Here is a 23,227-nt window from a genome sequence, read left to right as displayed (position 1 = left end):
ACTCCTAAATTTTTTCTATTGGAGTATCTACTGAACTTAATATCTTATTTATTACTTTTATTTCTCTATTTTTTTCAATATTAACTTCATTTCTAAGTACTATTCTATGCGCTATTATATCTACAGCTAATTCTTTAACATCTTCAGCTATAACATAATCTCTTCCATTGATAGCTGCATAAGCTTGAGATGCTTTCATTAAATTTAATGTTGCTCTAGGACTACATCCTAGTTCAATTTCTTGATGTTTTCTTGTTGCCTCTATTATGTTTAATATATATTCTTTAATTTCATTACTAACATATACATCACTATAATTTTCTTGAACATATTGTATTTCTTCCATGCTTATCACAGATTCTAATTCTTCTAATGGATCTTTCTTATTAAATAAATCCATTATATTTTTTTCCTCACTATAAGTCGGATATCCTAATGATATTTTCATGAAAAATCTATCAAGTTGTGCTTCTGGCAATGGAAATGTTCCAAATTGTTCTACTGGATTTTGTGTTGCTATTACAAAAAATGGTTTTTCCAACTTTACTGTGTTTCCTTCAACTGTAATTTGCCTTTCTTCCATACACTCTAATAATGCTGATTGTGTTCTTGGGGTTGCTCTATTTATTTCATCTGCTAATACAATTTGACTTAAAAGTGGACCTTGTCTAAATTCAAATTCTTCTTTTTTTTGATTATAAAAATATATGCCTGTTAAATCTGATGGTAATAAATCTGGAGTGAATTGTATTCTCTTAAAAGTGCAATCTAATGTTTTAGCTAAGCTTTTTGATAATTTTGTTTTACCAAGTCCTGGAACATCCTCTAAAAGTACATGACCTGATGTTATAAATGCAACTATTATTTTTTCAATCTTATCATCTTTACCAATTATAACTTTTCCAATATTTTGAATCATTTTTTCCTTAAATTCTTTAAATTTTTCTACTTTCATTTCAAATCCCCCCTCTAAATTTAAACCTCTATTATTAACTCAACTTAAACTTTTTGAATGTTTTTAACTTTTAACATTCTTTTTTTAAACTTTTCTTTATATTATACACAAAAAGTTAAAATTAGTAAATATTACAATCATGTCGCATTTACATATTTATTTCATACACTTTTTCGTTTTATTAATTATATTTAAATAAAAAGATTCGTGCATATACACGAACCTTTTTATCCTATTTCTGTATCAGTCTTTTTATAACTCATAAATTGAAATTCATCTGCTATAACTTCAGAGATGTATTTCTTTTGGCCTTCATTATTTTCAAATACTCTCGTTTGTAATCTGCCAGTAACACTTACAACACTACTTTTGTCTAAGTATTCACAAACAATCTCAGCTTTTTTACCCCATAAAATTACCGGAATAAAATCAACTTGTTTTTCTCCTGTTGCAGTTTTATACGGTCTATCTACTGCTAACATTATTCTAGTAAAGACTTTAGTGTTTCCATCTAATGATTTGAGCTCTGGTTTCTTTGTTATTCTTCCTACTAAAACAATTCTATTCATATAAATTACCTCCACTTAATAATCAAGCACTAAATTCACCTTATATTAAATTCTTATATTTTCTAAAATTCTATCCAATAAACTTATTTTTAAACTTATTTTAAAAATAAAAGCTATATTTAACAATACTTTTGAATTTAATTTTAAATTGAATTTACCACTTTATTAAGTGAATCTCATTTTTTATTAATTGTATATATCAGAAAATTCTATTTTTATTTTTTCTACACTGCTATTTTTATTTGTACCAATAAATTTATAATTTATATGTGGATTATCTTTCTTTGATAATCTATTTGGCATACTTATAGTAAATTCACTACCTTCTCCTACTTTGCTTTTAACAGATATTTTTCCTCCGTGTGCATCTACTAAAGACTTAACTAATGATAATCCTATTCCACTACCTTCATGTGGTCTTGTAAATAATGGTGTACTTTGGACAAATCGTTCAAAAATTTTCTCCTGCATATCTTCTGGAATTCCTATACCATTATCTTTAACAGATATATCTATAAAATCACCATTATCATAGATATTTACCCATATAGTGCCATTTTCTTTGGAACATTTAATTGCATTTGACAAAAGGTTAAGCATTATTCTTTCCATGTTTTCCCTGTCAACACCTATAGTTTTTTCCTCTATTTCTGTATCAAATATCAAATTTAAATTTTTACTTTCAATATAATCTACTGTTGAAAGAGTTATATCTTCTATAATTTTTACTATATCATAATTTCCAAAATCCATTTTTAAATATCCAACATCTATTCTGCTTATATCAATTAAATTATTTATAAGTCTTAAAAGTCTATAACAATTTTGTGTCATTACTCCCAAATACCTTTTTGAATCACCTATGCTACATTCTTCTTTTTCTTTAAGTTCCAAAAGTTGAACTACACTAAGTATTATATTTAATGGTGTTTTCAATTCATGTGAAATATTAGCTATAAATTCAGTTTTTAATTTATCATATTTTAATGCTTGCTTTAACTTAAATTTATCTCTCTCTGCATTTTTTCTTTCTGTTATATCACATAAAACAATTATAGATGACAAATGATTTTCAAATAGAAATGGTGATGCTCCAATTTCTATTTCTATTTCTTTTCCATCTTTTCTTGTTAATGTAACCTCTCTAAATTTAACCTCTGATAAACTATTTTCACCGATTCTATTCATTTCATTTATTGTATCTTTATCCTTTATTGAATCATTTATTTTTTTTCCTATTAAAGCATTTATACTTGTTTCCCCTAATATATTTACTAAATTATCATTTGCAAAAGTTATTTTTCCTTTAGTTAATATTCCTACTCCATAAGGAAGAAATTTTATAAGTTTTTTATAGTATTCTTCATTTTTTCTTAATGCTTCTTCCATTTCAACCCTTGTACTTATATCTTTGGCTATAAAAACACTAAATTCTTCATCTGAATCAAAAAATGACATAAAACATATATCAGCATAAATTTCTCTTCCCTTATATGTTTTAAGTTTTACTTGCGAAACAGGCAATGTACTATAATAATGTCCTTCATTTTCTAAAATATCACTATAATAACTTCTCTTTTTAGTTTTAAAATTTAATACCTCATAAAAATCCTTTCCTATAACCTCTCGTGAATTCCCTATTTCTAATAATTGTTCTGCTGATTTGTTTAAAAACACAATCTTTCTATCCTTCTTTATTATTAATATATTGGGTGAGTATATTAGTGTTTTTCTTAATATTTGATTTTTGTCTATAATGTTTTTTTTGTCTTCACTACTATTCTCATATGAATTTTGTTCTATCATTTTTAATCGTAGCAATATACTATCCGTATTATCAAATTTTATTTTATTTAAATAAATATCAACATCATCATTTAATCTTAATCGTTTTATAAAACTTGAATTTTTTTGATTGATGTCTTCATCTAATAAACATTTTTCTATTTTTCTATTCAACTCTTTATCAAATTCACTATAATCATTAAATGTATTTTTTTTAATTAATTCATCATAAAAGTTCTTAAAAGATTTATTGCTATATATTATTTCTGAATTTTTTTTCAAAATAACTATTGAATCGTCCAAATCATCAAAAAAGTTCAAATCTTCTTGATTTAAAATCATATAATCTCCCCCACTTTTTACCTTAAGTATAAAATCCCAAATAGCAATTCCAAATTTTTATTTAATTTATAATTTTGGAATCATCTTTGAGTGGAGAGTCATTATACAAGCTAATAAATTCATTCTGTAAATTGATAAAATATAAAACTTACTTTTCCATCAAATTTTAACTCTCCAACGCTCAATTAACTTAAATTTATAGGTTTCCAAGTTTGAATCAAAAATAATAACTTTATCAAATGACAATAACTATATTTCAATTAATTCTATTATTATGTTTGTACCAATTAACAGTTAGCAATTAACAATGATGTTTAATATTATTCACTTTATTCTTAATCTTCATCAATAGAAATAACTAAAAATTAAATTTTTATATTATGTTTAAATAATTGATTAAAAAACTTACCCTTCACTTCTATCCTTCATTGTCAATTGTTTATCGTTTAATTATTAATTTTTGTACACTTTTTTTTAAACATCTCTTTCTCAATTGAAATAAGAAAAATTTCATTTTTCAACTTGTTTCCCTATATAAAATTCTATATTCCTTTAATATAACCTTTATTTAAAAATAATTTTTAAAATAAAATCCCTTTCAAAATATATTCTACTATATAGAAGTAATTATTTTCAAAATTTTTTATTTTTAATAATAAATATTCTTCAATTTAGACATATTATAAATATACTACTTTGTACGTTATAAAAGTTTAATTCTAACTTTCATATTTTATTCTATAGTTTTATATAAATATATAAAGTGTCAAATTATTATTAATCTATGAGGTACTAATTATGAAAAAAAATAAAAAAATTTTATTTCTTTCTTCTTTTATCATTATACTAATCTTAATTCCGCTATTCATATACTCATATAATATATTGAATAAAGTAAATACTGAAGATTTTACTAATGATACTGATGAACTCGGTATATCAAATTCTAAAATGAATTCAAATGGTGAAAATAATAAACCTTCTAATAATGAAATAACTAATATTGCCTTATTTGGAATAGATAATCGTTCTACTAATGATAAAGGTCGTTCAGACGCCATATTAGTAGTTAGTATTAATACTATTGATAACGAATTAAAACTGATTTCTATAATGAGAGATAGTTATGTAAATATAGATGGCTATGGATATGATAAATTAAATCATGCCTATGCATATGGTGGTCCACTACTAGCAGTAAAAACTATAAATCAAACCTTTGAATTAGATATTAAAGATTATGTCACTGTAAATTTTGAATCAGTTATTGATATAATAGACTACTTTGGTGGAATAACAATTGATATTAATGAAGATGAAATGGAACTAATAAATAAATATCAATACGAAGCTTCAGCTATTACTGGGAAACCTGTTCAAACCTTAAACTCTTTTGGCAAAATAAATCTGACTGGTATGCAGGCCCTTTCTTATAGTAGAATAAGAGATCTTGGAAATGGAGATTTTGAACGTACTAGTCGCCAAAGAAAAGTTTGCGAACTTTTAGCAGAAAAAATAAAAAATATGGAAGTTACTCAAATACCTAGTACAATTTCTAAAATAGCACCAATGTTTTCAACTAGCCTAACAAAAAAAGAAATGATAAATATAGGATACTCGGCTCTTAACACTGTATCAAATTTAGATCAAGAAAGGTTTCCTGTAGATGGTTATTGTGATAGAAAAATTGTGGATGACATATGGTACTTAAGTTTTGATGAAACTGAAACTGCTAATCAAATTCATAAATATATATACGAAGACATTAAACCACTTGAAAAAGACCCCTTATTCTAAAAAAATAAATCTACAACTCTACTTGTAGATTTATTTTTTTATTTATTATTTAGTTTTAACTTTATTTTGACACCTTTTACAAACTTTTATTTTAGTCCCATCCTCAGTTGTTAAATCATATAGTAATTTAATTCTAGTTGCTTTGCATATAGGACAAGTTCCTCTTCCTCTTGTTGGCAATTTCCATAACGCCTTTCCTCTATATTGTTTTCCCATTTCTAAATCCCCCATTTCGTATTTATCTTTGTATAACATACTATTCTCAAATTTATAAATTTATTCATTTTTTTATACTATTTTATAGAGCCTTAACTTTTATCAATTGTATATTTCCTACTATTGCATATTCACCTAATTGTGCAGGTATCATTATACTGTCGCCCATCTTTATTGTTTCCGTACCATTTGAGTATGTTATTATACCTTTCCCTTCAATACATATATAAACTTCAAATCTATCCTCATCGCTTTTGCTCATAAATAACTTTTCAATTTCATACTTTTCTATTATAAAATCATTAATCTCCTTAAACTTATAGATATTATATCCCTTCATTTTATGAAATGAATATTTTTCAGAATTACATTTAATATTTAAATTTACAACATCTAATGCTTTGTCTACATGCAATTTTCTGCCTCTATCATAATCATATATTCTATATGTTAAATTGCTGTTTTGTTGAATTTCTAATAATGTTATTCCCTTTCCTATTGCATGTACTAATCCTGATTTTATATAATATACTTCTCCCTCATGTGGCTCAATATAATTAAGTTTTTTTTCTATTTCATTATTTTTTATAATATTTTGAAATTCATTTTCATTTTCTACATTAATTCCAACAACTATTTTTCCATGATTAATATTTTTTAGTATATACCAACATTCATTTTTTCCATTATCATTTTCATTTTCTTCTGCATATTTTTGATCTGGGTGAACTTGTATAGACAGATCATCTGTAGCTGTAATAAATTTTATTAATATAGGAAATCTATAGCAATTTATTTTTTTTCCAATTAAGGCTTCTTTTTCAATTTCTATTACTTCTTTTAAAGTTTTTCCTTCATAAATACCATTTGTAACTACACTTTTACCATCTTCATGACATGAAATTTCCCATGACTCACCGATTTCACCTTGGGGAACATCTAATTTAAATTCTTCTAATCCTCTACCTCCCCATATTTTTTCTAAATATATAGACTTAAATTTTAATGGATACATCTACGCACCTCCATCTTAAATTTATAAATCAAATTCATAATTTTTTTAAATATCACAATATATCTTATGCTGAATTTGTTAATTAATTACATAAAAAAGAGGAAAGTAAATTTGAATTTACTTTCCTCTTTTTACTATATAGATTTAATTCTATTTATATTTTTTTATGATATATTTATTATTATTCATTTCACTTTCTTCTATTAATATTGCATTAAGTTCTCCACCTAACAAAATTATTATAGATGTAAGATATAGCCATAACATTAACACTATTATTACACCTATTGTTCCATACAATGATGAGTATTTGCTAAAATTACTTACATAAAAAGAAAATGCAAAACTTGAAACCAACCAACCAACTGTTGCAAATATGGCTCCAGGCAATACTTCTCTCCAAGTACTTCTCCTATCAGGTATAAATCTATACATAGCAGCTAAAACAAATATCATTGAAAATAGTGCTACTGGATATCTTAGAAGATGTATATAATCAAACAATATCCATTTTAATCCTAACCACTTTTGAAGTCCATTGCTTATTGCTTCTCCAAAAACTAAAAATGCTAATATAAACATAATAAGTCCTACAAAAGATATCATCATAATTATAGATGCGATAATTAAATTAAAATAATTCCTCTTTTTTCTTTGTTCATATGCTCTATTTAATCCATATGTTATTGCTCTAAATCCTCTAGATGCTGTGTACAACGTAAAAACAAGAGAAACCGATAAAAGTTTACTATTTCTTGTTTGTAGTACATTTCTTACTGTATTTGCTACTAGCATATATACCTCATGAGGCATGACTACTTGAAGTGCCGTTAAAACCTCATTGGCATTTAAAAAACTATGTCCTAGCAAACTAAGTAAAAATATTAAAAATGGAAAAAATGATAATAGTAAATCATATGCTAATTGTGACGCTAAAGCAGATACGTTATGTTGTTTATATCTTGCTATCATTTTTAATATATAATCAGTTATACTCATTTTGCTCTCCCTTTTCGTATTTTTTCATAAGATAAGATAGTAAAATTACCCCCATGTTATATAATATTATTGTAACTTTTCTTTTATTATATTATTTTTTTAGTCATTTGTATTTGAATTTAAAAGTTAACATAATGTTTTATTTATTTTTATACAGGCTTTTAAAATCAAATTTAGAATTGTATTTACCCTAAATTTGTTAATATATATAATTAATATCTAACACTCTCATATGATATTACTAAATTAATTTTTAAGTTGAAGATTTTTTAACTTGTACATTCTAAAAAATAATTCTCTATTTTAATCGTCTTAAAATAAAATTTTTTTAATCACTATATTTAAGTTTTAAATTCAAATTTGTTTACTTATACTTATATAAGTAAAGGAGGTTTTAAAATTGAAACTAGCTTTAGCTCAAACCAATATAATTTGGGAAGATAAAGACTGTAATTTTAATAGTGCTAAACGTTTTATTTCTGATGCCAAATCTTCAAATTGCGATTTGATATTATTCCCCGAAATGTCATTTTCAGGTTTTTCTTTTAATATAGACAAATTAGCTGAAGATGATAACTTCACAATAAAAAAAATGAAAGAATTCTCTAATTTTTTTAATATTTCTATTGGATTTGGATATATAGAAAAATTTAATCTTAATGGTAAAATTTACGGCAAAAACAATTATTGTATTGTTAATAATGATACTATTCTATGTAATTATACTAAAATACATCCTTTTTCTTTTTCAAATGAAAATTTATATTTCATTCCTGGTAAAAAAATAAGTTATTGTTCAATAAATAATATTATCATAAGTCCATTTATTTGTTATGATTTGCGATTTCCCGAATTATTCCAAGCAGCTTCTAATAAAGCTCATCTAATAACAGTTGCTGCTAATTGGCCAATTGAAAGAATTTCTGACTTTAAACTATTGTTGCAAGCTAGAGCAATTGAAAATCAATGCTATATAGCTGGAATTAATAGATTTGGTAATGGAAATAATCTTTCATACAATGGATGTTCTTGCATTTTTACTCCTACTGGTAAACTTTTAGACTGTTTATATGATACTGATGGTTTAGTTTTTGCAGAAATCAATTCTGATTTAGTTACCAGCACTCAAAAAAACTTTCCAATAAAAAATGATAGAAAGCCTACTTTATATACTTCTTTTTACACTGATTAAACTTTATGATACCAGTTTAGCGCTCTAAACTGGTATCATAAATAATATTCTCATTTGTTATATTATATATGTAAAAATATCTCTTCTTCTTTCTAATGGTTCTGGAGTTTCCCCATCTTTATATCCTAGTGCTATTGCATAGTAAGGCTTATACCCTTCTGGTATGTTTAATACTTCAACTTCTTTTCTTTCAAAAAAATGTGACACTAACCCACACCATAATGATCCAATATCTAAACTTTCTGCAGCTAATAACATATTTTCTATAGCTGCACTACAGTCTGTTAATGGTGAATATGCATCTTCTTTTCCTGATACAACAACTACTGTTGGTGCATTAAAAAATAATGGTTTATTTTTCTTTCCTTTATTAGATAACCACTTATCATCACTTTTACTCATTTCTTCATTTGATATTTCACTCATTTTATTTAATACATCTTTATTCTGTATTATCGTAAAATGCCATGGCTGATTATAACATCCAGTTGGTGCATATATAGCACATTCTAATATTTGATTTAATTCATCCTCTTTTAGTTGTTCTTCTTTAAAATTTCTTATACTTCTTCTTCTTTTTATAAGATTTATCATCTCGTTATTCTTCATAAAAACCTCCAATTTATCACTATTATAGTATTTTTGTATATTAATTAAATATACACTAATTTTATCATATACATAATTTCTAATCCATATTTTAAAACTAATTACATTATATTGAACACTATATATCATCTAAAGTAGTATTCTAAACCTTTTGTATAGTTAGAATTGCGAAGCAATTCTGTGAATTATTGATTTATTTCAATAATTTGGTTATTTTTCAAATAAATTGGTTGTTTTGCACCAAAAACGATAATTAATATTTAATATTATACATGTTAATATAATTGTAAGTATATATATTATCTTTATTGATAATTAAATTAATTTAGCCGCCACACTTTTTTTATAGCTATTTATATTTTTTAGTTCTTTTTTATATATATAAATAATATTATATTATTAATTTTGATTATGCTTAAATGAGGACATGCTATAGTAACAACTAAATTTTATCAATTATCATAAAGGTTTTTATTATATTTTAAAATAGATATATTAATTGTAGCTTATTTTAATTTTAAAATATATTTTCCAATTTTATATTTTAACTTATAAATTGAATATAAGGTATATTTCAGGGATTATTTCGGAATATTTTGATATTTTTAATTCATATAATAAATTACTAACATATATACTATTTTACTTATAATAAATAGAATTTATTTTTTACATTTAATTTATTTAGACATTAAAAATGAAAGTTACATTTTAATGTCTTTGTATAATTATATTAGGGGGTATAGTTATGGGCTTTAAAGATAATTTAGAAAAAAAAGCAAAAGAACAATTAGTTTCCGGAGTGTTAGAACTATTAGATAAAAATCCTGAACAAAACATTGAAAAAATCTTCTCATTAATTAGGAAACATATTCGTGATGAATATACTGCTAAGGTTATTGAAGATGTTTATTATCATTATTCTAATTCAAAAGAAATACAAGATTATGTAGTAAACATATTAAAAACAACTAATAAAAATTGTTTGAAAAAGTTCTTTAAAAACATTGTTGCTAATGCACTTTGGTATGGAGTTGAAAAAAGAGCTAAAGTTGGTGAAGAACATAATATGAAAGTTCCTTTTACTATTCTTATAAGCCCTTCTATGAGATGCAACTTAAAATGTACAGGCTGTTATGCTGCAAATTATAGCAAAAAGGATGACATTCCTTTTGAAGAAGTAGAAAGATTAGTTAAAGAAGCTAGAGATATGGGCATTTATTATATGGTAATTTTAGGTGGTGAACCTTTCTTTAATAAATATATGTTAGACATTTATGAAAAATATAACGATGTTTACTTCATGCCATTTACTAATGGTACATTATTTAATGAAGATTTAGCTACTAAACTTCAAGAACTTGGCAATGTTATGCCTATGTTCTCTGTAGAGGGTTTTGCAACTGAAACTGACAGTAGAAGAGGTAAGGGTATCTTTGATCAAGTAATGAAGGGAATGGATTTATTAAGAGAAAAAGGCATTCCATTTGGAACCTCTAGTGCTACTGCTAATAATAATATAGATGTTGTTACATCTGATGAATTTATAGATATGTTATCTTCTAAAGGTGTTAAAATGGCATGGTACTTTATGTTTATGCCTGTAGGTGATAATCCTGTTAATGATATTCAATATATGCTTACACCTGAAGAAAGATTAAAACTTGGCAAACGTACTCGAGAAATTAGAAGTCAAATGAAACTTTTCCCTATAGATTTCTTTAATGATGCACCTTATGTAGGTGGTTGTGTAGCAGGAAAATACTATTGCCATATAAACTCAAAAGAAGACTTAGAACCATGTATTTTCTCTCACTTTGCAACTGAAAATGTAAAAGGAAAACCTTTAGTAGAAGCTTTAAGTTGTGACTATTTCAGGGAATTGAGAAAACGTCACCCTTATAATAAAAATTTATTAATGCCTTGTCCTATGATAGATAATACTACTCAAATTAGAGAAATAGTAAAAGTTACTGGTGCTAAACCTACTCATCCAAGTGCTGAAATAATGATAAGTAGCCCAGAATTCATGGAAAAAATAGATAAACACGCTGCTGAATTTAAACCACTTGCTGATAAAGCTTTTGAAGAAGAGTTTAATGGTACTGGTAATTATGAAATGGCTCGTGGATAATATAATAATAAATATAAAAACTTATTGTGAAAATCACAATAAGTTTTTATATTTATTTTAATATGTTTTTTTCAACTTCCTCAAATCCAATTCTTTCTATCATTTTTCCTATTCTCTCTAATGAATTTGCATTTTCTTTATAATAATTTAATATTTTTTCTATAGTATCTATTACTTCATCTTCCTTAAATAATCTATTTAATGGCTTTCCAAGCATTGCTTTTCTTCCAAATCTCCCACCTAAATAAATAGCTATTCCTTCTTCTATCTTATCTATTGCTTTAAATGGACATACATCTGCACATTTTCCACAATTTACGCATTTATCTTTATCATATATAATTTCTTTACCTTCTTTAATTAATGCTTTTTCCTTACATACTGTAGTACACTTACCACAAGCAACACACTTTTCATGATTAATTTCAGTTTTAACTTGTGGCATAATTCCTATATCATTTAATTGTGCTTTACCACAGTTATTAGGACATCCAACTACACCTATTTTACATTTTGCAGCTAATTCTTTAGCAAAAAACTTATCATGTATTTCTCCACCTAGTTTTTGAGTATCTATAAGTCCATGAACACATACTGTTCCTTTACATGCCATTATAGGTCTAATTTTCTTTCCTGTTCCACCATTAACTAAATTATTTTTCTTTATTTCTTCTTTTACTTTTTCTATATCTTCATATTTAATATATGGAATTTCAGCTGTTAATCTATTTGTTACAGAAACATATCCTTTTCCATAACTCTCAGCTATGTTGGCAATTGATACAAGTTCTTTTGATGTAAAGTTACCTACTCTACTAAGTATTCTTACTGCAAAATATCCTTCTTGTTTTTGGGCTAATATGGCTTGTCCTTTTAATTCCTTCTTTTCTTTATCTGTTATTTTTAGTGACATATTTAACTCCCCTTCCTCACGCTATAGGCTTTTAAACTAAAACCTTACTCTCAACTTGTTATAGGTTTCCAATATGATATTTTGTTCCATACAATGTTTTATTTGTATATCAAATAAAATCAATATAATATTTATTCATGTGATTTCATTTTTGAGAATAATTTTTTCATTTTTAATTATCATAACAGTAATTTTATTTTCAGCTTTGGATTCCTACAAGATTTAAAAATTTTATCTCTTAGTTTTTACCTATAAATTCCTAATTTCATAATAATTATAAATTTTTTGATATGCTTTTCATAGACATTAACTATCTTTTCTTCATTTTTTTTACTTATTTCTCAATGAAATTTCTTAATTATAATCATTATTTTTATTAATGATTTATTTAAGGCTATGATTAAATTTACTAATCCATGAAATTAGATTTTAATCTAAAATTTTTTGATATAAATATATTTCTTTAAAAGTTATTATTTCTAAACTTTAGATATTATGGATAATTGCAACCTTGTAGACATTCATATTCTATTAAAATTTTTAGATTAAAATAATAACTTAAATAATTATACATATTTCTGTTTTTATCAATGTATAAAAATTATACATACTAATTTCAATAACAATTAAAATATTTTTCTTGATAAATATTTTAATTGTGTTATAATTCTTATTAAATAATAATCATTATCGAGAGGTGCTTTTATGGAAATCATGGAAAAAGTTTTAGTGACATTAAAAGAAAATGGAGCTATGAAAGCTGGAGAAATAGCTGAAAAAACAGGTATAGACAAAAAGGAAATTGATAAAGCAATAAAAGCTTTAAAAGCTGATGAGAAAATAGAATCTCCAAAAAGATGTTTTTATGCAGCTAAATAATTTTCATATTTTATTTCATTTATATAATTTAAATTAAAAAAGTACTTTGCTTGTTATGCATAGTACTTTTTTAATTTATTTTATTGTTATAGCTCTTAGTTAAACTCTAACAAATACTTTTCAAAAACGTTTTCATATTCATTGAATATTGCATTTCTTTTGGTAGCTTCTTATCTGCTTTAAATCCAACTTTTCTAAATGCATTTTTAGACCTTTCATTTTCAAAATGTATCTTTGCTATTACTTCATCAAAACGCCAATTAAAAAATGCTTCTTTTAAGCCTTGAAAAATTGCGTTACTTCCCAATCCCATCCCCCATTTTTCTTTATCACCTATAACTATAACCATTTCTACAGTTTTCCCTTTAGGTACAAGCTTTAAATACCCTACTGGTTCGTCCTCTATAGTTATCATATAAAAACTCCCATTTCGGTTAAATAAATGAGTTAATATTGGTATATTAGTTGTATAAATTACCCGTTCTATACTTTTAGTAACATTTTTACTTTCATTTAAGTATTTTGAAACTTCTTCATCATCTAGCCAACTAATAATTTTTAAAGCATCAGATTTAAAAACTTCTTGACGCAGTTCTAAATCATTACAATTCATCAATACAAATCCTCCCAAATCATAGTAAATCGCATACAAAAAATAATTTATGTTTTATCTCTTGCATGTATTGAAAAGACTTGCTATAAACTAAATTTATAGCAAGTCTCCAAATCGTGTAAATTGTAACATGATTATGTATTTTTTCAAAATCATGTTTATATGCTTTAACGAGATTTAATTGACTTTCTCACTACATTGTACTTGTAACCTCAACTTATCTCCTTAATTCAATTAAAAAATATATAAACTTCTATTTTTATATGCTTTTCTCTATAAATTCCTCATGACATTTTTTTAATCTCTCAATTTTTACTTCTTCTCTTGTTTTTCTATCATGTAAAAACTTCATAGTATTTTCAACACTATTTTTTAATAATATAATTTTATTTGAAAATTCCTTGATTTTATTTTCTATTTTTGTATTGTTAGAAATATTATTATAGAATACTTCAAATGAACCATATGAGCAAAATTCTCTAATTTTTTCTATATATGAATCTATATTACTATTTATATCTCTCAGTTCTTTTATAAATTTATTTATCAAATATTGCAATTTATTAAATTTATTTTGTACATCATCTATATTCTCTTGTTCTATTATTATTGAAAATAATCCTATACTTCGTTTTTCTTCATGATCTAAAGTTTCTATATTGTATAAATATTTTTCAACATCATGAATTGTATCTAGAGTTTGCTCACCAACTACTATTGCTTCTTTTACTTCTATAACTTCAGTTAATTTATTATTTATATTCCTATTTAATCTATTTAATTTTTCTTTTATTTCTTCATTTCCCATTAACATTATTTCTTCTTCTTTTTGTTTAAAAAGCACCTTGTAATTTATTTCACAATCACTTAAATTTTCTAACCTTTTCTCCTGAGCTTCGATATCCTTATTTAAACTTTCTATTTCTTGATTTATTTCATCATACTTTATTTTTGCAACTAAATATTCATTTTCCTCTTTTTTTAGCATTTCTTCTTTATAGCCAAGTATACTTGCTACAAAACCACTTAACGATATTCCTTCCAGTCTCTTTATATCAAGATATTCTTTTTCTAAATCTTGCTTTAAAATTTCTAGCATATCTAATTTACATATCAAATCATATTTTAATGTGAATAAATCACTTTCTAATCTTTTCTTTAAAATAATTTTTTCTTTTTCTTCTCTAAGTTTTATATTCAATTCCTCAAACACTCATTTCATCTCCCTTCACATTTAAATATCTAGTTTAAATCTATCACAATTATTATTCACGTTTAATAACATATATATAATTGATAAATTTAGGAGGTTTTTGTCTTGTCTACTTTTAGAATTATTTCATTTGATGGTGGTGGTATACGTGGAGCTCTTTCAGCTAAACTTTTTAAAAGACTTTGTGATAAATATCCTACACTAATTGAAGATACAAATATGTTTGCAGGAACTTCCACTGGTTCATTAATAGCACTGGCTTTAGCTTATGGCCGTGATCCTTCCCAAATTGATTTTTTTTATAACCCTATTAACTCAAAAAAAATTTTTACTCCATCTCACTTAAATCTATTTAGACCTAAATATTCTAACAAAAATCTTAAAAAAAGTCTTTATACAGCTTTTCCTAAAGACTTATTATTATCAGATTTAAAAAAATATGTTCTAGTGCCTGCATTTAAAACAGATGGCCTTCTCAACAATAATTGGCAAATTGTATTTTTTAATAATTTAACCCAAAATCCTACATCAAATTTTAAAGTTATCGATGTGGCACTTTCAAGTTCTGCTGCACCAACATATTTTCCATCACACAATAATTTTATTGATGGTGGTGTAATTTTAAACAGTCCTACAGCAGCTTCTATGTTTTCTGTTATTCATAATCAAAGTAATGCTCATAAAATTTCTGATTTTAGAATTTTATCTATAGGTACTGGAGTATATCCTCAGAAAATTAATGCAAATACTCATAATTTGGGATCCCTTCAATGGATTTTTAGTCCATTTTCTAAAGTTAAAACTCCTCTTATTTCAATACTTCTTGACAATAATCAACCATTAGAAGATTTTTATTGTAAAGAGTTGCTCTCAAAAAATTACTTTAGATTAAATCCAATAATAAAACATGATATTCAATTAGATGACTATACCAAGGTTCCTTTGCTAAAACTTATAGGTGATAGTATAGATTTATCTGATTGTTATTCATTTATTGAAAATTATTTTTTAAAATAGCCTATATAAAGCATATTTAAATATTAAATATGCTTTATATTTTTTAATTTTATCTTTCTCTTATATCTCTCTTAAATATTTCCATAATATAATGGTCATAATATCTTCCATTTCTATATATATCTTCTTTTTCTACTCCTACAATTTTGAAGCCAACTTTTTCATAGCACTTTATTGCTCTCTTATTATACTCAAATACTCCAAGTTTTACTTTATTTAATCCAATTTGATTAAATGCAATATTTAACAATGTTCTTATTATATCTTTTCCATATCCTTTATTCCAGTATTCTTTGTCTCCTATCATTATGCCTAATTTTGCATGTCTTGAGACTAAATCTATATCTGCAAGTCCACAAGATCCTATTAATTTAGAACTTTCTAAATCCTCTATTGCAAAATTTAAACTACCATTAATATTACATTTATTTTTTCTTATAAACTCGTCCTCTTCTATTAAACTTATTGGTAATGGTGTTTTTAAACTTAAATTATTCTTTACTTCAAAATCATTTATAAATTTATGTAGTACTTTTGCATCTTCTATTTCAAATGCTCTTAATTTAACTTTTTCTCCATAATACATATCAATTTCTCCTTTTATTCTAACATTAAATTTCTTATATAATTTTTAACATCTTTATTACTATCATTCATGATTTCTGCTTTAACTTTAGTAGGTTTATCTGAAAAAACATATATTTTATCACTTAATTCTATTGCTTCTTCTAAATCATGTGTTACAAATATTACTGTATTTTTATTTTTAATTCTTAACCTTTTAAAATCATCTATAAGCAGTTTCTTATTTCTAATATCTAATGATTTAAATGGCTCATCCATTATTAATAAATCTCCATTATATAAAAAAGCCCTCAATATACTAATTCTCTGTCTCATTCCACCACTTAATTCTTTTGGATAAAACCCTAAGTATTTCTCCATTCCAATACTCTTTAATCCATCTTCAATATCTTTTTTTAAACTTTCTTTTGTAAACTTCCTTTTTAATACTAAACTTAAATTCTCATATATAGTTAACCACTCTATCAATCTATCTTCTTGAAATATAAACGCTACTTTATTCTTATCATATCCCTGTACTTTCCCATCATAATCACTTATACTTTCGGTAATAATATTTAATAACGTCGTTTTTCCACAACCTGATGGTCCAAGTATGCATGTTACATTATTAGCTTCACATTTCATAGAAACATTTTTTAATACTTCTATATCATTAAACTTCTTACTAATATTGTTTATTAAAATTCCATCCACTCCAACTTCTCCCAAAATTCTTTTAAAATAATAACTTTTAGTTTCTATTTTTTAATTTATATATTAACATCTTTTGAAAATAAAAAATGATTAATTCCAGTATCATAGACAAAACAATAATTATAAATATCCATGCAAATACACCTGCTGTATTTAAATATATTTTTTGTAATTGTATTTCACTACCAATAGAATTATTTGGTGATGCTAGTATTTCTCCACCTATTATAATTTTAAAACATAACCCTAGTGTTGATGAGAATATTTGTTTTATTCCACTAATTGTTTTCGGAATATATATTTTTTTTATAATATCTATAGTTCTTACATTGTATAAATTTAACATATCAATAATCTTTTTATCTACATTTAAAATATTATTTAGAATTCCTTCATATATTATTGGAAATATAGCTAATATAGCCATTAATATTGGTGCCTTATCATTTTTTAACCATATAAGTGCTAATATTACCATTGCCATAGTTGGCATAGTCTTTAGCAATTTTAAAATTGGAATTAAAAAATTATATATAACATTGCTAACTGCTGATAAAATGCCTAGAATTCCTGCTAATGCAACTGCCATTATAAATGCTATTATAGTTCTAGCAAAAGTACTTCCTATAATAAATAAAAATTTTTCACCTAAAACTATACTCTTAATTTCTATAACCGTTTCAATTGGTGATGGAATTATTATACTATTGCCAACAAAATAATATATTAAATACCAAAACATTAGGAGTAAAACTACTCCTAATGTTTTGGTTTTATTATTTTTTAAAGTATATTTCTTCATCTGGTAGTTTTCCACCTATAACTTTTGAATCATATTTCATTAATACATCAAAATATTTTTCATAATCTTCTTTTCCATCTTCAGCACTTACAAATTTAAGGTTAGCACCTTTTATTGCATCTTTTAATATTTCTTTTTCTATAGATATACCAGCTGCTTCAACATATTCACCTAATTTATCAGTATTTTCATTTGCAAATTTTATACTACTTTCATATTCATCTATAAATTTTTCAACAAACTTTTTATTATTTTCAATTAAATCTTTTTTTATTATTAAGCTACTTTGTGGAAATCCATTTTTACTTTTAAATGTGTTTTTCCACTCCTCATTTAAATTCATTATTATATTTGTATCTGTTTTTTTCTTTAACACTTTTGTAAGCATTGGTTCTGGTATTTGTGCTACTTGAGTTTTTCCAGCTAAAAATGTTGGTGCAAGTTCTGTTGCCCCACTTAAATAATTTAATGTTACATCACTGTCTGGATTTATTCCCTTTTCCTTAAGTATTGATTTTAATACTATGTCTGGAGTTAACCCTTTACCAATACTTGTTATTTCCTTACCTTTAACATCTTCTAATGTTTTTATTTCACCTTGTCCAATTAATGAAAATGAACCAAATCCACCTGTAGCTGCTAATTTATATCCTAATCCCTTATTGTAACTTTGTGCTGCTAAATTAGATGGTACTATTGCAATATCCGCTTCTCCACCTAGTACTTTAGATGCAAGTCCATCAGGACCTTTTTCTACACTATACTTTACTTCAACATTTTCATCTAGTACTGGATTTTCCTTTATCATTTTTGATATGGTTATTGCAGGTAGTCCATCTGGAACCACAACTTGAACAACTGATTTTTGAGTTTCATTTGGTTTTTCTTTATTTTGCGAACCCTTATTTTCTGATTGACATCCACCTAATATCATTACCCCTGCTAATAATGCTAATAATACTCTTTTTTTTACCATACTTTCAAATCCTTCTTCCTTTGAATTATGAATATTATTCAACAACTTTTAATAAAACTTTTATAGCATCTTCTATATCTTTTATTTTAACTACCTCATTTAATGTATTTTTATATCTCATTGGTATTGATAATGCCCCTGTTTTTATACCGCATCTTTCTTTATGAATTCTTCCTCCATTAGTTCCTTTTTCATTAAAAATATATTGATTATCTATTTTTAAATCCTTACATGATTCTTCTAACATTTCTTTTACTTCATGATGTACAATTAAATCTCTATCTAAAACATGTATACCTACACCTTTATTTAGTTTTACTTTGCTATCTCCACCTAATGTGTCATTTGCTTCTTCTACATCAATAACAATACAATAACTTGGATCTAATTTATAGGCAGCAGCTCTTGCACCTCTTCCATCTAATTGTTTTTCTGTTGAAAAAACAAATGAGATTTCATGATCTAAGTTTTCTATTTTTTCTTTATCCTTAGTTATTTCTATTAGTGTATTTAATAATATATATGAAGAAATTTTTGAATCCAATGTTGAACCAATAACTTTATCTTCAATTTTAACTACATCTTTTTTTAGTATAGCAACATCTCCCTCTTGTATCTTTTTAAGAGTTTCTTCCTTGCTACTAGAAAATACATCCAAATATATATCTGATATTTTAGGTTCTTTTTTACTTGCACAAACTCTAGCTATAGTTCCATTTGCAAACTCAACTATATTGCCAATCCAATCTTCAAAATTAAATTCACCTATTGTTCCAACCCTTGCATATCCATTATCATCTATGAATGTAACTATTAAACTAACAGAATCCATATGACTTACTAACATTATATCTTTATTATTTTTAGATTTTGTTCCTAATTTAACTATTAAGTTATCCATTTTATCTATTTCATAAGTTAATCCTAATATATCTATTTCATCTATTATCTTATTTCTCATACTTTCTTCATGACTACTTGTTGTAAATGTATTTATCATTTTTTCTAATAACATGTCCATAATTTTCCTCCCTATTTTAAATGTAGTATATTAACTAATCATTTTTATAAATTAATAATTTTACATATAAATTTAATTACATTGTCTTTAAATATGTTTTCAAAAGTTTTAATGTATTTAAATAATCTTCTTGTGATGCTACTGATATAGCTGAATGTATATATCTGCATGGAACTGAAATAGTTGCTATTTTACTTGTTCCTTCATCAACAGTGTGAATTATACCAGCATCATTCCCACCAGCTATGGCTTTTCTCCTTTGATATGGTATATTATTTTTGATAGCTACCTCAATAATGTTTCTTGCCATTTCTTCATTAAATATGCTTGTTCTATCCATAATTGATATAGCTGGTCCCTTACCTATTTCTGTTGCCCTATTTTCTTTGCTTATATTACACATATCAGCACATATTGTTCCTTCTAAAACAATTGCTACATCTGGCTTAACATTAAAAGCTGATACATAAGCGCCTCTTTCTCCAACTTCTTCTTGTACATTAAATACACAATACAAATCACAATTATAATTTTCTTTTAATGCCTGAATTAGAACTAAGCATCCCATTCTATCATCAAAAGCCTTGCCTTTTATAAGCTTGTCTCCAAAACAATCATATTCATTATCAAATACTACAAATTCTCCTAAATCTATCATTTTCATTGCTTCATCTTTGCTTTTAGCTCCAATATCTATACAGCAATTTCCGTAAGTAAATGCTTTTTTTCTTTCATCTTTGCTTTGAAGATGTATTGCTTTTGCACCAATAATTCCTTGTATTTTCTCTTCTCCAATAAACACCAACTTTGAAGGCATTGATAATGGATTTACTCCACCAAGCCCGCTAAACTTTAAAGTTCCATCACTATTATATCCAGTAATTATGAAGCCAACTTCATCCATGTGAGCTGCTATCATAACTTTAGGTCCATTTCCTTTTTTATGGGCTATTATATTTCCCATTTTATCTACTTTTAGTTCATCTACAAAAGAACTTATTTCATCTTTTATTATTTTTCTTACTTCACCTTCATATCCTGAAGGGCCAGATGCAGAAGTTAATTTATCTAACAAATTTCCCTTTTCAAGCTCTTTAGCTAGAAACATAATATCCCCTCCAAATCTTCATATTTTATTTTTCCTATAACTTTAGCTAATAGTCTTCCTACATTTTGAACATCTTTCATATTAACTACTTCTACTGATGTATGCATATATCTTTGAGGAATAGAAAATAGTAATGTTGGAATTCCATCTGCTGCTGTTTGTATATCCCAAGCATCAGTTCCTGTTGCTCCTGGACAAACCTCTACCCCATAAGGAATATTATAATCTTTTGCAACATTTACTACATATTTTCTTAATTTTGGATGTATATTAGGTCCTATGGAAATCATTCCTCCATCACCTAATCCTGTATTAGAATCACTATCGCCTAATATACTATTGTCAAATCCCACATCAATAGCTACCCCTATATCTGGTCTTATTCCAAAACTTGCTGTTTTTGCCCCTCTATGTCCAACTTCTTCTTGTGACGAACAAACAAAGTAAACATCTAAATCATGATTTATATTTTCAAGTTCTTTTGCACAGGTATATAATGATGCAATTGATGCTCTATCATCTAATGCTTTTCCTGAAACATTATCATTTAAAAGTTCTACAAACTTTCTTTTTATAGTAACAAAATCTCCAACATTTATCTTTTTTTCTATATCTTCTTTACTATATCCTGTATCTATTCTTAAATCCTTCATTTCAACAGCTTTACTTTTATCTTCTGCATCCATTAAGTGAGGAGGTTTTACCCCTATAATACCAATAATCTCCTCTTTTCCATGTATTATAACTTCTTGAGATACTAGCACTTTAGGATCTATCCCTCTACCAGTAAACTCTAAAAATCCATTTTCACCAATAGCTGTAACTACCATGAAAATTTCATCTGCATGAGCCATAATCATTATTTTTCCTTTTCCATTGCCTTTTTTCTCTATAATTACATTGTTCAAATTGTCTCTTGTAACACTTCCAAACTTTCCAAAAGATTTATCAATAATATCAAAAAGCCAATGTTCTCTTCCACTTGGTCCATGACTTTCACATAATTCTTTTAGTAAAATTTTTTCCTCCATAATCCCCTCTCCCTTCTTACTATTCTTAATTTTCTAATAAATTAATTTTATCATAATACCATTATTAAATACATATCACTATTTTTTTTATTTTTTACCATTTTTTATTTAAGTTTGTTATTTGTTTAACTTTTATTTTTAATAAATTGTTAATTATATTCTAATGTTTTCATATATTACAACAAATCTCTATATTTTTTTCATTCAATTTTATTCAAATCAAACTTTTATTAAATTTTTATTGTTTATTACCTATTTTCCCTTCATATTAAGAAAATAAATTCACATTTAATCAACATAAACATATATTAGTATTAAAAAACTTAACAACTTTTTAACACTTTTAATATTTTATACGTATTTATATATGATTTTTTATTATTATTTTATAATTTATTATTTTTTTTCAATTGAATATTATATAAATTGAAAAATTTGAATTTTTTGAAATCTTGTATTGTTTTTTGTAATAACAGGTGTATAATATTTACAATAGATCATAGTTTTGAAGTTAATCCTTTAACAGATTTTGTTTAAAATATAATACTTATTAAAATATTAATTAAAACTTAATGTGATTTTTGTTTTGGGAGTTTTTTATATTCCTATATTTTTCTTAAGTTTTCAAAAAAATTTTTTATAAAATATTTTTACTTTGGGATGCATTTATTGAAATATTTTAGCTTTATATTTAAATGTAACTGTATATTTATCATAAAATTTTATACATATAAATTTAAAATGATTAATCGTACATATC

Annotated in this window: 22 protein-coding genes; 5 read left to right on the top strand and 17 right to left on the bottom strand. The window is 25.2% G+C overall.

Annotation, left to right across the window (positions count from 1 at the left end; genetic code table 11):
- Nucleotides 1-4 precede the first annotated feature (4 nt).
- The 3 genes from AC07E4_RS05480 to AC07E4_RS05470 form a co-directional block, all read right to left on the bottom strand.
- Nucleotides 5-955, bottom strand: a complete 951-nt coding sequence (locus AC07E4_RS05480; RefSeq protein ID WP_478215893.1) for an AAA family ATPase — start codon at nucleotides 953-955, stop codon at nucleotides 5-7.
- 227 nt (nucleotides 956-1,182) lie between these two features.
- Nucleotides 1,183-1,524, bottom strand: coding sequence for a single-stranded DNA-binding protein (locus AC07E4_RS05475; RefSeq protein WP_040330607.1), 342 nt, complete (start codon nucleotides 1,522-1,524; stop codon nucleotides 1,183-1,185).
- Between the two features lie 186 nt (nucleotides 1,525-1,710).
- Nucleotides 1,711-3,651, bottom strand: coding sequence for a sensor histidine kinase (locus AC07E4_RS05470; protein ID WP_430829018.1), 1,941 nt, complete (start codon nucleotides 3,649-3,651; stop codon nucleotides 1,711-1,713).
- 798 nt (nucleotides 3,652-4,449) lie between these two features.
- On the opposite strand from AC07E4_RS05470, the gene AC07E4_RS05465 reads away from it, so the two are divergent.
- A complete protein-coding gene (locus AC07E4_RS05465; RefSeq protein WP_040330608.1) occupies nucleotides 4,450-5,448 on the top strand; it encodes an LCP family protein in 999 nt (332 codons plus the stop codon).
- Between the two features lie 45 nt (nucleotides 5,449-5,493).
- Here AC07E4_RS05465 and AC07E4_RS05460 read toward each other — a convergent pair whose 3' ends face one another.
- The 3 genes from AC07E4_RS05460 to AC07E4_RS05450 all read right to left on the bottom strand — a co-directional run bounded on the left by AC07E4_RS05460 (nucleotide 5,494) and on the right by AC07E4_RS05450 (nucleotide 7,678).
- Entirely contained in the window at nucleotides 5,494-5,664 is a 171-nt protein-coding gene (locus tag AC07E4_RS05460; RefSeq protein ID WP_187372150.1) for a hypothetical protein, read from the bottom strand.
- An 82-nt stretch (nucleotides 5,665-5,746) separates the two neighbouring features.
- Nucleotides 5,747-6,679 (bottom strand): type I phosphomannose isomerase catalytic subunit, encoded by a 933-nt coding sequence (locus AC07E4_RS05455; RefSeq protein ID WP_478215892.1) that lies wholly within the window; start codon nucleotides 6,677-6,679, stop codon nucleotides 5,747-5,749.
- A 150-nt stretch (nucleotides 6,680-6,829) separates the two neighbouring features.
- On the bottom strand, nucleotides 6,830-7,678 hold the full coding sequence (locus tag AC07E4_RS05450) for a YihY/virulence factor BrkB family protein (protein ID WP_040330610.1): 849 nt from the start codon (nucleotides 7,676-7,678) through the stop codon (nucleotides 6,830-6,832).
- Between the two features lie 400 nt (nucleotides 7,679-8,078).
- Between AC07E4_RS05450 and AC07E4_RS05445 the strand changes: the two genes are divergently transcribed.
- Entirely contained in the window at nucleotides 8,079-8,870 is a 792-nt protein-coding gene (locus tag AC07E4_RS05445; RefSeq protein WP_040330611.1) for a nitrilase-related carbon-nitrogen hydrolase, read from the top strand.
- A 57-nt stretch (nucleotides 8,871-8,927) separates the two neighbouring features.
- Here the strand turns inward: AC07E4_RS05445 and AC07E4_RS05440 are convergent, their stop codons facing one another.
- Nucleotides 8,928-9,479 carry a nitroreductase family protein gene (locus tag AC07E4_RS05440; protein ID WP_040330613.1) on the bottom strand — a complete coding sequence of 184 codons (552 nt, stop codon included), beginning with the start codon at nucleotides 9,477-9,479 and terminating at the stop codon, nucleotides 8,928-8,930.
- Between the two features lie 748 nt (nucleotides 9,480-10,227).
- On the opposite strand from AC07E4_RS05440, the gene AC07E4_RS05435 reads away from it, so the two are divergent.
- Nucleotides 10,228-11,613 carry a radical SAM/SPASM domain-containing protein gene (locus AC07E4_RS05435; RefSeq protein ID WP_478215891.1) on the top strand — a complete coding sequence of 462 codons (1,386 nt, stop codon included), beginning with the start codon at nucleotides 10,228-10,230 and terminating at the stop codon, nucleotides 11,611-11,613.
- A 52-nt stretch (nucleotides 11,614-11,665) separates the two neighbouring features.
- Here the strand turns inward: AC07E4_RS05435 and AC07E4_RS05430 are convergent, their stop codons facing one another.
- The gene (locus AC07E4_RS05430) at nucleotides 11,666-12,526 is read right to left on the bottom strand and encodes a 4Fe-4S binding protein (RefSeq protein ID WP_040330615.1); all 861 of its coding nucleotides are present in this window, start codon (nucleotides 12,524-12,526) and stop codon (nucleotides 11,666-11,668) included.
- A gap of 705 nt (nucleotides 12,527-13,231) precedes the next feature.
- On the opposite strand from AC07E4_RS05430, the gene AC07E4_RS05425 reads away from it, so the two are divergent.
- Entirely contained in the window at nucleotides 13,232-13,405 is a 174-nt protein-coding gene (locus tag AC07E4_RS05425) for an HTH domain-containing protein (RefSeq protein ID WP_040330616.1), read from the top strand.
- Nucleotides 13,406-13,511: 106 nt separating this feature from the next.
- On the opposite strand, the gene AC07E4_RS05420 is transcribed toward AC07E4_RS05425, so the two are convergent.
- A complete protein-coding gene (locus AC07E4_RS05420; protein WP_040330618.1) occupies nucleotides 13,512-14,018 on the bottom strand; it encodes a GNAT family N-acetyltransferase in 507 nt (168 codons plus the stop codon).
- Between the two features lie 259 nt (nucleotides 14,019-14,277).
- Nucleotides 14,278-15,231, bottom strand: coding sequence for a hypothetical protein (locus AC07E4_RS05415; RefSeq protein ID WP_040330619.1), 954 nt, complete (start codon nucleotides 15,229-15,231; stop codon nucleotides 14,278-14,280).
- A gap of 105 nt (nucleotides 15,232-15,336) precedes the next feature.
- Between AC07E4_RS05415 and AC07E4_RS05410 the strand changes: the two genes are divergently transcribed.
- A complete protein-coding gene (locus AC07E4_RS05410) occupies nucleotides 15,337-16,248 on the top strand; it encodes a patatin-like phospholipase family protein (protein ID WP_478215890.1) in 912 nt (303 codons plus the stop codon).
- Nucleotides 16,249-16,297: 49 nt separating this feature from the next.
- Here the strand turns inward: AC07E4_RS05410 and AC07E4_RS05405 are convergent, their stop codons facing one another.
- The 7 genes from AC07E4_RS05405 to AC07E4_RS05375 all read right to left on the bottom strand — a co-directional run bounded on the left by AC07E4_RS05405 (nucleotide 16,298) and on the right by AC07E4_RS05375 (nucleotide 22,467).
- On the bottom strand, nucleotides 16,298-16,834 hold the full coding sequence (locus tag AC07E4_RS05405) for a GNAT family N-acetyltransferase (protein WP_040330622.1): 537 nt from the start codon (nucleotides 16,832-16,834) through the stop codon (nucleotides 16,298-16,300).
- Between the two features lie 14 nt (nucleotides 16,835-16,848).
- The gene (locus tag AC07E4_RS05400; protein WP_051540522.1) at nucleotides 16,849-17,529 is read right to left on the bottom strand and encodes an ABC transporter ATP-binding protein; all 681 of its coding nucleotides are present in this window, start codon (nucleotides 17,527-17,529) and stop codon (nucleotides 16,849-16,851) included.
- A gap of 37 nt (nucleotides 17,530-17,566) precedes the next feature.
- Nucleotides 17,567-18,331, bottom strand: coding sequence for an ABC transporter permease (locus AC07E4_RS05395; protein WP_040330623.1), 765 nt, complete (start codon nucleotides 18,329-18,331; stop codon nucleotides 17,567-17,569).
- On the bottom strand, nucleotides 18,306-19,307 hold the full coding sequence (locus AC07E4_RS05390) for an ABC transporter substrate-binding protein (protein ID WP_040330688.1): 1,002 nt from the start codon (nucleotides 19,305-19,307) through the stop codon (nucleotides 18,306-18,308). The genes AC07E4_RS05395 and AC07E4_RS05390 overlap by 26 nt, the downstream gene beginning before the upstream one ends.
- A gap of 34 nt (nucleotides 19,308-19,341) precedes the next feature.
- Nucleotides 19,342-20,328, bottom strand: coding sequence for a hypothetical protein (locus AC07E4_RS05385; protein WP_040330624.1), 987 nt, complete (start codon nucleotides 20,326-20,328; stop codon nucleotides 19,342-19,344).
- Nucleotides 20,329-20,404: 76 nt separating this feature from the next.
- Nucleotides 20,405-21,436, bottom strand: a complete 1,032-nt coding sequence (locus tag AC07E4_RS05380) for a M42 family metallopeptidase (RefSeq protein WP_040330626.1) — start codon at nucleotides 21,434-21,436, stop codon at nucleotides 20,405-20,407.
- Complete coding sequence (locus tag AC07E4_RS05375; RefSeq protein ID WP_040330627.1) at nucleotides 21,427-22,467, bottom strand: zinc-binding metallopeptidase family protein; 1,041 nt, start codon at nucleotides 22,465-22,467, stop codon at nucleotides 21,427-21,429. Before AC07E4_RS05375 ends, AC07E4_RS05380 begins: the two co-directional genes overlap by 10 nt.
- Nucleotides 22,468-23,227 lie beyond the last annotated feature (760 nt).

It is taken from the genome of Clostridium amazonense (assembly GCF_056431285.1).
Note: the sequence above shows the minus strand (reverse complement) of the source record. Positions and strands in the feature narration are given on the sequence as shown.

What these genes read in the sequence shown, in the direction of transcription:
- AC07E4_RS05480 (WP_478215893.1), bottom strand. Translation starts at nt 955, where the DNA reads ATGAAAGTAGAAAAATTTAAAGAATTTAAGGAAAAAATGATTCAAAAT.
- AC07E4_RS05475 (WP_040330607.1), bottom strand. Translation starts at nt 1,524, where the DNA reads ATGAATAGAATTGTTTTAGTAGGAAGAATAACAAAGAAACCAGAGCTC.
- AC07E4_RS05470 (WP_430829018.1), bottom strand. Translation starts at nt 3,651, where the DNA reads ATGATTTTAAATCAAGAAGATTTGAACTTTTTTGATGATTTGGACGAT.
- AC07E4_RS05465 (WP_040330608.1), top strand. Translation starts at nt 4,450, where the DNA reads ATGAAAAAAAATAAAAAAATTTTATTTCTTTCTTCTTTTATCATTATA.
- AC07E4_RS05460 (WP_187372150.1), bottom strand. Translation starts at nt 5,664, where the DNA reads ATGGGAAAACAATATAGAGGAAAGGCGTTATGGAAATTGCCAACAAGA.
- AC07E4_RS05455 (WP_478215892.1), bottom strand. Translation starts at nt 6,679, where the DNA reads ATGTATCCATTAAAATTTAAGTCTATATATTTAGAAAAAATATGGGGA.
- AC07E4_RS05450 (WP_040330610.1), bottom strand. Translation starts at nt 7,678, where the DNA reads ATGAGTATAACTGATTATATATTAAAAATGATAGCAAGATATAAACAA.
- AC07E4_RS05440 (WP_040330613.1), bottom strand. Translation starts at nt 9,479, where the DNA reads ATGAAGAATAACGAGATGATAAATCTTATAAAAAGAAGAAGAAGTATA.
- AC07E4_RS05435 (WP_478215891.1), top strand. Translation starts at nt 10,228, where the DNA reads ATGGGCTTTAAAGATAATTTAGAAAAAAAAGCAAAAGAACAATTAGTT.
- AC07E4_RS05430 (WP_040330615.1), bottom strand. Translation starts at nt 12,526, where the DNA reads ATGTCACTAAAAATAACAGATAAAGAAAAGAAGGAATTAAAAGGACAA.
- AC07E4_RS05425 (WP_040330616.1), top strand. Translation starts at nt 13,232, where the DNA reads ATGGAAATCATGGAAAAAGTTTTAGTGACATTAAAAGAAAATGGAGCT.
- AC07E4_RS05420 (WP_040330618.1), bottom strand. Translation starts at nt 14,018, where the DNA reads ATGAATTGTAATGATTTAGAACTGCGTCAAGAAGTTTTTAAATCTGAT.
- AC07E4_RS05405 (WP_040330622.1), bottom strand. Translation starts at nt 16,834, where the DNA reads ATGTATTATGGAGAAAAAGTTAAATTAAGAGCATTTGAAATAGAAGAT.
- AC07E4_RS05395 (WP_040330623.1), bottom strand. Translation starts at nt 18,331, where the DNA reads ATGAAGAAATATACTTTAAAAAATAATAAAACCAAAACATTAGGAGTA.
- AC07E4_RS05390 (WP_040330688.1), bottom strand. Translation starts at nt 19,307, where the DNA reads ATGGTAAAAAAAAGAGTATTATTAGCATTATTAGCAGGGGTAATGATA.
- AC07E4_RS05385 (WP_040330624.1), bottom strand. Translation starts at nt 20,328, where the DNA reads ATGGACATGTTATTAGAAAAAATGATAAATACATTTACAACAAGTAGT.
- AC07E4_RS05380 (WP_040330626.1), bottom strand. Translation starts at nt 21,436, where the DNA reads ATGTTTCTAGCTAAAGAGCTTGAAAAGGGAAATTTGTTAGATAAATTA.
- AC07E4_RS05375 (WP_040330627.1), bottom strand. Translation starts at nt 22,467, where the DNA reads ATGGAGGAAAAAATTTTACTAAAAGAATTATGTGAAAGTCATGGACCA.